The 9,988-nt window shown below is 65.2% G+C and carries 10 protein-coding genes; 3 read left to right on the top strand and 7 right to left on the bottom strand.

Features of this window, described 5'->3' with window-relative positions:
* Positions 1–114: 114 nt before the first annotated feature.
* Positions 115–663 carry a PAS and helix-turn-helix domain-containing protein gene (locus tag P1U75_RS16515; protein WP_300245201.1) on the bottom strand — a complete coding sequence of 183 codons (549 nt, stop codon included), beginning with the start codon at positions 661–663 and terminating at the stop codon, positions 115–117.
* Positions 664–753: 90 nt separating this feature from the next.
* On the opposite strand from P1U75_RS16515, the gene P1U75_RS16520 reads away from it, so the two are divergent.
* The 3 genes from P1U75_RS16520 to P1U75_RS16530 are packed head-to-tail and all read left to right on the top strand — an operon-like array spanning position 754 to position 4,219.
* On the top strand, positions 754–1,914 hold the full coding sequence (locus P1U75_RS16520) for an acetyl-CoA acetyltransferase (protein WP_300245203.1): 1,161 nt from the start codon (positions 754–756) through the stop codon (positions 1,912–1,914).
* The gene (locus P1U75_RS16525) at positions 1,911–3,419 is read left to right on the top strand and encodes an AMP-binding protein (RefSeq protein WP_300245205.1); all 1,509 of its coding nucleotides are present in this window, start codon (positions 1,911–1,913) and stop codon (positions 3,417–3,419) included. The genes P1U75_RS16520 and P1U75_RS16525 overlap by 4 nt, the downstream gene beginning before the upstream one ends.
* Positions 3,416–4,219: a 3-hydroxybutyrate dehydrogenase gene (locus P1U75_RS16530; protein ID WP_300245207.1), complete on the top strand. Its 804-nt coding sequence runs from the start codon at positions 3,416–3,418 to the stop codon at positions 4,217–4,219. The genes P1U75_RS16525 and P1U75_RS16530 overlap by 4 nt, the downstream gene beginning before the upstream one ends.
* Before the next feature lie 6 nt (positions 4,220–4,225).
* Here P1U75_RS16530 and P1U75_RS16535 read toward each other — a convergent pair whose 3' ends face one another.
* The 6 genes from P1U75_RS16535 to P1U75_RS16560 form a co-directional block, all read right to left on the bottom strand.
* A complete protein-coding gene (locus tag P1U75_RS16535; protein WP_300245208.1) occupies positions 4,226–5,092 on the bottom strand; it encodes a glycosyltransferase family 2 protein in 867 nt (288 codons plus the stop codon).
* 138 nt (positions 5,093–5,230) lie between these two features.
* Positions 5,231–5,986: an ABC transporter ATP-binding protein gene (locus P1U75_RS16540; protein ID WP_300245209.1), complete on the bottom strand. Its 756-nt coding sequence runs from the start codon at positions 5,984–5,986 to the stop codon at positions 5,231–5,233.
* Positions 5,987–5,998: 12 nt separating this feature from the next.
* On the bottom strand, positions 5,999–6,754 hold the full coding sequence (locus P1U75_RS16545) for an ABC transporter ATP-binding protein (RefSeq protein ID WP_300245210.1): 756 nt from the start codon (positions 6,752–6,754) through the stop codon (positions 5,999–6,001).
* Positions 6,755–6,767: 13 nt separating this feature from the next.
* Positions 6,768–7,988, bottom strand: a complete 1,221-nt coding sequence (locus P1U75_RS16550; RefSeq protein WP_300245211.1) for a branched-chain amino acid ABC transporter permease — start codon at positions 7,986–7,988, stop codon at positions 6,768–6,770.
* Positions 7,989–7,991: 3 nt separating this feature from the next.
* Positions 7,992–9,023 carry a branched-chain amino acid ABC transporter permease gene (locus tag P1U75_RS16555; protein ID WP_300245213.1) on the bottom strand — a complete coding sequence of 344 codons (1,032 nt, stop codon included), beginning with the start codon at positions 9,021–9,023 and terminating at the stop codon, positions 7,992–7,994.
* A gap of 130 nt (positions 9,024–9,153) precedes the next feature.
* Positions 9,154–9,988: ABC transporter substrate-binding protein (locus P1U75_RS16560; RefSeq protein WP_300245214.1), on the bottom strand; the 835-nt coding region annotated here is incomplete at its 5' end.

A 9,988-nucleotide genomic window follows, 5' to 3' on the forward strand; every position in this document is an offset into this window, starting at 1 on the left:
CGCCCGCGCCGGCATGCAAATCATTCGCGCTTATAGGCCATGGCGGGAACCGTGAAAAGCGCCGTTACCCCATCCATGCCCGCCGTGACAAGGGTCAAGCGCCCCGACCGGCGGTCAAAGCGGCATTCCCGACAGTTTTGCCACCAGTTCAGGAAGTTTGCGCGCGCCGAATTTCTCCAGCAACCGGGCCCGGTGCGTTTCCACCGTCCGGTACGACAGCTCCAGTTCCGCCCCGACCTCCTTGGCCGATAGCCCCCGGCAGGTCAGGATCGCGACCTCGCGCTCGCGCGGGGTCAGCCGCACCATCGGCCGCTCGTCGGAGATGTCGGCAAACGACCAGATCCCGTGCCGAAATGGATCCTCGGGCGTCAGCGACTGGCCCCGGACGCGGCACCAGAACAGGTCGCCGTCGGCCCGCCGCATGATGCGTTCGTCATGGTACTCGCCGGTCCGGCGCATCACCGCCAACCCGCGCGCGCCGATCCGCTCGAACTCGGCTTCCGAGGGATAGAAATCGCGCAACGGCCGGTTCACGTATTCCGCCGCACCGCCGCCAAAGGTGCGCACGAAGCGCAGGTTGGCGCGCCGGATCACCCGGTTCTCCAACTCGGCCAGCCCGATCGGGGCATTGAAAAACGCGATATCACCGGGGCTGTCGTTCATGCGGGGCCACTGTGCCGGGTATTAATACGGAATTGAAGGGGGCATGGGCGCGGCGCTACTGTTTGGCGCGAATGTGATGGGAGGACGACCATGGTCTATATCGCGGGCTGGGGACATACGAAGTTCGGAAAACTTACCGATCAGGGGCTCGAGGATCTGATTGCCGAGGCCGGCGGCCAGGCGCTGGCCGATGCCGGAATCGCCGGATCCGACGTGGACGGCATCTGGATGGGGCACTTCAACGCGGGCATGGTGCCCGATGGATTTCCCGCCTCGCTGGCGATGGGGATCGACCCCGGCCTGCGCTACAAGCCCGCGACGCGGCTTGAGAACGCCTGCGCCTCGGGCTCGGCGGCCGTCTTTGCCGCGCGTCAGGCGATCCTCGCGGGCGAGGCCAGGGTCGCGCTGGTGATCGGGGTGGAAAAGATGACCCACTTGCCCGGCGCCGATGTGACCGCCGCGCTGGGCCATGCCTCTTACCAGAAGGAAGAGGCCGGAATTTCCTTTCCCGGCATCTTCGCGCAATTCGCCCAGGCCTATTTCGACAAATACGGCGACCATTCCCGGGCGCTGGCCCGGATCGCCGCCAAGAACCACGGTAATTCGGTCAACAACCCGCTGGCGCAACTGCAGAAACCGATGGACGAGGAGTTTTGCGCCACCGTCTCGGACCGGAACCCGGTGATTGCCGCGCCGTTGAAAAAGACCGACTGCTCGCTGGTGTCCGACGGCGCCGCCGCCATCGTGCTGGTTGCCGAAGAGGTTTTGGGCAGCGTGTCCAAAGCGGTCAGGATGCGCAGCATCGCGCAGGTGAACGACCTGCTGCCGATGTCCCGGCGCGACCTGCTGGCCTTCGAGGGACCGCGCAAGGCGATCCATTCCGCCTATGCAAGGGCCGGGATCACCGTCGACGACATCGACGTGGCCGAGGTGCACGATTGCTTCACCATCGCCGAACTGCTGATCTACGAGGCGATGGGGCTGGCCGCCCATGGTCATGCCGCCGACCTGCTCGAGGGCGGGGTGGTGCATGCCGGCGGACGGCTGCCGGTGAACCTCTCCGGCGGCCTCAAGGCCAAGGGGCACCCGGTCGGCGCCACCGGCGTTTCGATGCATGCGCTGATCGCCCGGCAGGTTCTGGGCCAGGCCGATGCGATGCAGCATCCCGGCGCCGAACTTGGGCTGGTGTTCAACATGGGCGGCTCCGGCGTGGCCAACTACGCCTCCATCCTCGAAGGCGTGAAATCATGAACCTCGGGAATTGGCTGCAACGGCAGGCGCAGTTGAACCCGGATCACCCGGCGCTGTTCTCGGGCAGGGATCAGGTGGCCGATTACGCCGGATTCCATGATGGCGCCGCGCGCCTGGCCGGCTGGCTGGCCGCGCAGGGGATTGCCCCCGGCGACCGGGTCGGGATCTTCATGAAGAACTGCCCCGACTACCTGATCGCGCAATACGGCATCTGGTACGCCGGCGCCGTCGTGGTGCCGATCAATGCCAAGCTCCACGGGCGTGAGGCGGCCTATATCCTCGAGAACTCGGAAACCGCACTCTGCTTCACCTCGCCCGGCCTGACCGAGGCGCTGAAGGAGGCCGAAGCGCCGGGCCGGTTCATCGACATCACCGGACCCGAATACGCCACCGCGCTGGCGCAGCCGCCGATTGCCGCGCCGGCGCCGCGCGCGTCGGACGACCTGGCCTGGCTTTTCTACACCTCCGGCACCACCGGGCGGCCCAAGGGGGTGCGGATCAGCCACCGGATGCTGGTGGACATGTCGCTGGCCTATCCGGTCGACGTGGATTTCGCCAGCGCCGAGGATGCAATACTCTACGCCGCGCCGATGAGCCATGGCGCGGGGATCTACAACATGGTGCATGTGCTGGTCGGAGCGCGCCATGTCTGCCCGGTTTCCGGCGGCTTCGACCCGGCGGAAATCTTCGAATTGTCGCGCCATTTCGGCAATGTGCAGATGTTTGCGGCACCCACCATGGTGCACCGCATGACCGCCGCCGCAAAGGCCGCGGGCGAGACCGGCGAGGGGCTGCGCACCGTGGTCTATGGCGGCGGGCCGATGTATCTGGCCGACATCACCGAGGCGGTTGAACACTTCGGCCCGGTTTTCGTACAGATCTACGGTCAGGGCGAATGCCCGATGGGGATTGCTGCGCTGCCGCGCGATCTGGTCGCCGACCGCTCCCATCCCCGCTGGCGCGAACGGCTGCTCAGCGTCGGGCGCGCGCAATCCCCGGTCGAGGTGCGAATCGGCGACGCGCAGGGCAACCCGCTGCCCGCTGGCGAGCATGGCGAGATCATGGTGCGCGGCGACGTGGTGATGCCGGGCTACTGGCGCAACGAGGAGGCCACCGCCAAGACGCTGGTGAACGGCTGGCTGATGACCGGCGACATGGGGTTCATGGATGACGACGGCTTCGTCACCATGCAGGACCGCTCCAAGGACATGATCATCACCGGCGGCTCCAACGTCTATCCGCGCGAGGTCGAGGAGGTACTGCTGACCCATCCGGAAGTGCGAGAGGTCTCGGTGGTGGGCCGCGCCCATCCCGACTGGGGCGAAGAGGTGGTCGCTTTTGTCGTGGGCAAGGTGGCGCAGGCCGAGCTTGACGCGCTCTGCAACGAGAACATCGCCCGGTTCAAACGGCCCAAAGCGTACGTTTCCATCGCCGAACTGCCCAAGAACAACTATGGCAAGATCCTCAAGACCGAGCTGCGAAAGATGCTGGAGGAGAGCCAATGACGGACCTTGCCGGAAAGACGGCCCTGATCACCGGGTCGGTGCAGGGCATTGGCCTTGCGATTGCCGAGGTGCTGGCCAGGGCCGGGGCGCGCATCGCGGTGCACGGGATCGCGGGCGACGCCCAGATCGACGAGGTCTGCTCCCACCTGCGCAACCTCGGCGCGCCGCAGGCGGAGTTCTTTGACGGCGACCTGCGCAACCCCGACCGCATCGCGGATCTGATGGCGGCGGTTACCGCCTGGGGCGGGCCGGACATCCTGGTCAACAACGCCGGTATCCAGCACACCGCGCCCCTGGCCGAGATGCCGCGCGAGGTCTGGGACAGCGTGCTGGCGATCAACCTCAGCGCCGCCTTCGACACCATGCGCGCGGCCCTGCCGGGCATGGCGACGCGCGGCTATGGCCGGGTCATCAACATCGCCAGCGTGCACGGGCTGGTCGCCAGCAAGGAAAAGGCGCCCTATGTGGCGGCCAAGTTCGGGCTGGTCGGCCTCAGCCGTGTCGCGGCGCTGGAATATGCCGCCCGGGGCGAGCGGGCCAAGGGCGGGGTGACGGTGAATTGCATCTGTCCCGGGTGGACCGAGACCGCGATTATCGAACCCCAGGTCGAGGCGCGGGCGGCGCAGTTTGGCGGCGACCGCGATGCCGGCATCGCCGATCTTCTGTCCGAGAAACAACCGAGCCGGCGTCTGTCCGACCCCTCGGAAATCGGTGAACTGGCGCTCTGGCTGTGCAACCCGGTGGCCCATAACGTCACCGGAACCGCGATCCCGGTCGATGGCGGCTGGACCGCGCAGTAGCGCGGTTCAGAACCGGCGGATGCGCCCGGGCAGGGTGGTGCGCGCGTCGAACTGGATGTTCTGCGCACGCAAGACCCCTTTGCCGGTATCGCGGACCGGGTCTGCGGTGATCCGCGCAAGGGCGTCTTCGGCGCAGGCGTCCCAGGGCTGTTCCGGCAACGCCTCGAACCGGGCATAGAACTTGCGCTCGGCCAGCAGCGGTTTCTGCCAGGCCGCGCCCGGCAGCCCCTTGCCGCCGCTGTTGGCGATCTCGCGCCGGTGGCGGTTGGACCGGCGCAAAGCGGTACGGTTGGCGTATTTCAGATGCGCCAGGTAAACCCCAGCAGGTAGGCTCAGCGGGTAGCTCTCCAGCACCTTACGGCGCAGCCCGACTCCGTGCCGCAGCAGCGGCAGCCCCTTTCGCACCGCCCAGGCCTTGCTGTAGAGGCCCGAGAACAGCGCGCCGGAGCGCGTGGACAGCGCCGATGCCCCCTTGTCCAGCGGCGGATCGTCCGGACGTTCGACGACGTTCAGACCCAGCGCAAAGACCACGTCGCGCTCCTGCACCGCCAGCAGGTCGGCGAAGCTGGCGAAGATCTCCGGGTCGAGGCAGATCAGCTCGTCGGCATCGGTGCGGATCACCCAGTCATAGACCGCGCCGAGCCCGGCCTGAAACCCGTTCAGCACCCGGTCGCGCATGCCGTCGAACCCGTCGAGCCGGTCGCGCGGCACAGTCAGGATGTTGGCGCCGGGGCACAGCGCGGGCAGCGCCCGGTCGGCGCCATGGGCCACGATGAAAAGGTTCTCCGCCCCCAGGTGGCGGGCGAAATGGTCGTACCACTGGGACAGCGCCCAGTGATCGCGGTAAACCATGGTGATCGCGCAGATCTTCATCCGCGCATCTTGCGGGGGGCCATGCGCAGGGACAAGCGAAACCCGCCCGGAGCCCGAACGGAAAAAGGCCGGCCCGCAGGGGACCGGCCAGTTCTGTACCGCAGGCCGCGCTGGGCCGGTGCGGACGGGGAAGGAGGATCAGATCGCCAGGTATTCGGCCCGCAGTTCCGCGTTTTCCAGCACCTCCGAGGCGGTGCCGTCAAAGACGATGGTGCCGGTGTCGAGGATCACGGCGCGGTCGGCCAGTTCCAGCGCCCGCACCGCGTTCTGTTCGACGATGATCGTGGTCATGCCCTGCTCCTTGATCAGCATCAGCGTCTTTTCGATCTCGTCGACGATCACCGGCGCCAGCCCCTCATAGGGTTCGTCCAGAAGCAGCACCTTGAGGTCGCGCGCCAGCGCCCGGGCGATGGCCAGCATCTGTTGCTCGCCGCCCGAGAGCGTCACCCCCTCCTGCTTGCGGCGCTCGCCCAGGCGCGGGAACAGCTCGTACAGGCGGTCGATCGACCAGCCGACAGGGGGGGCGATTTGGGCCAGTTGCAGGTTCTCCTCGACCGTCAGGCCGGGGATGATGCGCCGATCCTCGGGCACCAGACCCAGGCCGACGCTGGCCGCTTCGTGGGAGCTCATCTTGTGCAGCGGCTGGTGATCCAGCCAGATCTCGCCGTGGGTCACCTGCGGGCTTCCGATGCGGGCGATGGCGCGCAGCGTCGAGGTCTTGCCGGCGCCGTTGCGGCCCAGCAGCGCCAGGATCTCGCCCTCGTGCACGTTGAAGTTGATGCCCTGCACGATGTAGCTCTCGCCGTAATAGGCATGCATGTCCCAGACCGAGAGGAACGCCGGCGCGGTTTCGGCCTGGTTGGCGTGTTTGGAAAAGTCCGGTTTGACCTTCATCTGAATTTCTCCTTACGCCGACTCGCCCAGGTACGCTTCGCGCACCTTGGGGTTGCCCTTGATGTTCTGCGGATCGTCCTCGACCAGCGGGGTGCCCTGCGCCAGCACGGTGATCCGGTCGGCAAGGCTGAACACCACGTGCATGTCGTGTTCGATGATGGCGATGGTGATGTCGCGGTCCTGCTTGATCTGCTTGAGCAGGTCGATGGTGTTGTTGGTATCGGCCCGCGCCATGCCGGCGGTGGGCTCGTCCAGCAGCAGCAGGCGCGGCTCCTGGCTCAGGCACATGCCGATTTCCAGCCGCCGCTTGTCGCCGCGCGACATCGAGGCGGCGTGCATGCCCCGCTTGTCGGCCATGTTCATGTCCTCCAGAACATGCTCGGCCTGTTCGATGATCTCGCGCTCGTTGGCGACGGATTCAAAGGCGTGCATGCGAAAGGCTCCGTCGCGCCTGGCGAAGATCGGGATCAGCATGTTTTCCATCACCGTCAGGTCGCCGAAGATCTCGGGCGTCTGGAACACGCGGGAAATGCCCATCTGGTTGATCTCGTAGGGCGAGCGGCCCAGCACCGACTGGCCGTCGAACATGACGCTGCCGGTGTCCGGGATCAGCTTGCCGACGAGGCAGTTCAGCAGCGTGGACTTGCCCGCCCCGTTGGGGCCGATGATGGCGTGCACGGTGTTCTCGCGCACGCTCAGGTTCACCTCGCTCAGCGCCTTGAGGCCGCCGAAGTTCTTGTTGACGTTCTTGACTTCGAGAATGCCCATATCAGCGTCCTTTTCACTCGGCCACGTGGGGTTTTTCTTCGGGGCGATGTTCGGAATCTTCGGGTTTGGCCTTGGTGCCGCGCCGTTTCAGAAGCCGCGACAGCCGTTGACCGCCCTCGACCAGCCCGCCGGGCAGGAAGATCACCACCAGCATGAACAACAGGCCCAGCGTCAGGTGCCAGCCCTTGCCGATGAAGGGGTGGACGATGAACACCATGAAATCCTCGATCCCGTCCGGCAGCAGGGCGAACCATTCGTGCAGGACGGTGTCGTTGATCTTCGAGAAGATGTTCTCGAAATACTTGATGAAGCCGGCGCCAAGGATCGGCCCGATCAGCGTGCCGGTGCCACCGAGGATGGTCATCAGCACGACCTCGCCCGAGGCGGTCCACTGCATCCGTTCGGCGCCTGCCAGCGGGTCCATCGCCGCCATCAGGCCACCGGCGAGGCCCGCGTACATGCCCGAGATGACGAAGGCCGCCAGGGTATAGGGACGCGTGTTGAGGCCGGTGTAGTTCATCCGCTGCTGGTTCGATTTCACCGCTCGCAGCATCATCCCGAAGGGCGAGCGGAAGATGCGGATCGCCAGGTAGAACACGACCATCATGATCACCGCACAGAGGTAGTAGCCGGCGTTGAAGTCAAAGCTCCAGGCGCCCACGTCCAGCGTGTAGGTCGACCGCATGGACAGGCCGAACAGATGCGGCAGGTCGGGCAGGCTGTCGCGGTGGAACCACTGCGGGTCGTCGGCATAGACCTGCAGGCCTGTTTCCCCGTTGGTCAGGTTGAACTTGGGGTTCGACAGCACCGAATAGGCCAACGCAAAGGACATCTGCGCGAAAGCCAGCGTCAGGATCGAGAAGTAGATGCCCGAGCGCCGCAGGCTGACAAAGCCGATGAACAGCGAGAAGATCGCGGCAACCACGACGCTGAGGCCGATGGCCGGCAGCACGTTGTACGAAAACAGCTTGAAGATCCAGACCGCCGAATAGCTGCCCACCCCGAGAAAGGCCGCGTGGCCGAAGGAGAGGTAGCCGGTCAGCCCGAACAGGATGTTATAGCCGATGGCGAAGATGCCAAAGATGATGAACCGCTGCATCAGGTCCGGATAGCCCGCGTTGAACTGCGCCATGGCGCTGTCGGTCGGGAACGGGTTCAGGATGAAGGGCGCGCAGAGCGTCAGCACCGCGACCACGATCAGAAGCGTGGCGTCTTTCTTGTCGAGTCCGAGCATGAATTAGTCCTCCATCACGCCTTTGCGGCCCATCAGGCCCCGCGGACGGGTCAGCAGAATGATGATCGCGACGAGGTAGATGATGATCTGGTTGATGCCCGGGATCGTCGTCGTCGCCCAGGTGGTCGAGGCGAAGCTTTCAAGGATGCCCAGGAGGAAGCCGGCGAGCACGGCGCCCGGAAGCGAACCCATGCCGCCGACAACCACAACCACGAAACTCAGCACCAGAAAATCCATGCCCATGTGGTAGTTGGGCGGGTTGAGCGGGCCGTACATCACCCCGGCCAGACCTGCCACGCTGGCGGCGACACCGAACATGATGGTGAACCGGCGGTCGATGTTGATGCCCAGCAGGCCCACCGTCTCGCGGTCGGCCATGCCGGCGCGCACCACCATCCCGAAGGTGGTGAACTGAAGAAAGGAGAAGATGCCGCCGATGATCGCCACCGAGAAGAAGAAATAGACCAGCCGCCAGATCGGGTAGATGATCGCGTTGGCCTGAAAGCCGACCGCCACGCCCAGATCGACCGAGCCACGCAGCATGTCGGGTTCCGGGGTCTGGATCGGATTGGCGCCGAAGAAGTACTTGACCACTTCCTGCAGCACGATGGCGAGGCCGAAAGTGACGAGGATCTGGTCGGCGTGGGGGCGTTTGTAGAAATGCTTGATCAGCCCGCGCTCCATGGCGTAGCCGACGAACAGCATCACCGGGATCGCAAACAGGATGGCCAGCGGCACCGACCAGTCGATGATCGAGCTGCCCAGATCAGGGCCAAACCAGGATTCGACATAAGGCGTCTTGACCTTCAGCGGGTTGCCCAGGAAATCCTTCTGGGTCTCGTCGATGGTCTCGAAACTCAGGTTCAGGATACGCTGCAGTGTCACGGCGCAGAAGGCGCCGATCATGAACAGCGCGCCATGCGCGAAGTTCACCACGCCAAGCGTGCCGAAGATGAGTGTCAGACCCAGCGCGATCAGCGCATAGGCCGAGCCTTTGTCGAGCCCGTTTAGAATTTGCAGCAGGAGTGCGTCCATGGTCCCCACCGTGATTTTGGGTTGGCAACAACGCGCCGAAGCGGACCTTGCGGACCGCCGGCATGTTCAACCGAATTCCCGGATAAAAAAAGAGCGGTCCGGGCCAAAGCATGGCCCGGACCGGCCGTGATCAGGCGCCCGGGTTGCAGGTGCCCAGGTTGCCGCCGGCGAACATCGGGTGATCCGGCGGATAGGTCACTTGCGCCGCCGGGGTCACCTCGACAACTTCCAGCAGGTCGAACTCGGAGGTCGGGTTTTCCTTCCCGCGCACCACGAGCACGTCCTTGAAGCACTGGTGATCGTCGGCACGGTAGAGCGTCTTGCCGTTGCCCAGACCGTCGAACTCGAAGCCTTCGAGCGCCTCGACCACACCGCAGGGGTTGAAGGTCCCGGCCCGCTGGCAGGCATCGGCATAGAGCAGCGTCTGGCAATACACCGTGTGCGCCGCCTGGCTTGGCGGGAAGCCGTACTTGGTGCCGAACGACTTGACGAAGGCCTTGGAGGCATCGTCCTGCAGCGACCAGTGCCAGTTGGTCGAGCCGTGAATGCCCTTCACGTTCTCGCCCGCACCCTTGGCCATCAGGCGCGAATAGAGCGGCACGACAATCTCGAAGTTCTTGCCGTTGACCATCTTCTCACGCAGGCCGAACTGCACCGCGTTGGTCAGCGAGTTGACCATGTTCCCGCCGTAGTGGTTCAGCACCAGCACGTCGGCGCCCGAGTTCAGCACCGGCGCGATGTAGGACGAGAAGTCGGTCGCGGCGAGCGGGGTTTTCACCGTGTTCACGGTTTCCCAGCCCAGCGCCTCGGTTGCGGCCACGATCGATTCCTCCTGGGTCCAGCCCCAGGTGTAATCGGCGGTCAGGTGATAGGCCTTGCGGTCGGCGCCGGAGAGGTTCTTGAGCACCGGCGCCAGTGCGGCGCCCGACATGTAGGCGTTGAAGAAATGGCGGAAGCCATTGGCC

This window comes from Antarcticimicrobium sp. (genome assembly GCF_029212575.1).
GTDB lineage: Bacteria > Pseudomonadota > Alphaproteobacteria > Rhodobacterales > Rhodobacteraceae > Antarcticimicrobium.

Coding starts and splice junctions, on each gene's coding strand:
- P1U75_RS16520 (WP_300245203.1), top strand. CDS start 754: ATGGTCTATATCGCGGGCTGGGGACATACGAAGTTCGGAAAACTTACC.
- P1U75_RS16555 (WP_300245213.1), bottom strand. CDS start 9,023: ATGGACGCACTCCTGCTGCAAATTCTAAACGGGCTCGACAAAGGCTCG.
- P1U75_RS16515 (WP_300245201.1), bottom strand. CDS start 663: ATGAACGACAGCCCCGGTGATATCGCGTTTTTCAATGCCCCGATCGGG.
- P1U75_RS16545 (WP_300245210.1), bottom strand. CDS start 6,754: ATGGGCATTCTCGAAGTCAAGAACGTCAACAAGAACTTCGGCGGCCTC.
- P1U75_RS16535 (WP_300245208.1), bottom strand. CDS start 5,092: ATGAAGATCTGCGCGATCACCATGGTTTACCGCGATCACTGGGCGCTG.
- P1U75_RS16550 (WP_300245211.1), bottom strand. CDS start 7,988: ATGCTCGGACTCGACAAGAAAGACGCCACGCTTCTGATCGTGGTCGCG.
- P1U75_RS16530 (WP_300245207.1), top strand. CDS start 3,416: ATGACGGACCTTGCCGGAAAGACGGCCCTGATCACCGGGTCGGTGCAG.
- P1U75_RS16525 (WP_300245205.1), top strand. CDS start 1,911: ATGAACCTCGGGAATTGGCTGCAACGGCAGGCGCAGTTGAACCCGGAT.
- P1U75_RS16540 (WP_300245209.1), bottom strand. CDS start 5,986: ATGAAGGTCAAACCGGACTTTTCCAAACACGCCAACCAGGCCGAAACC.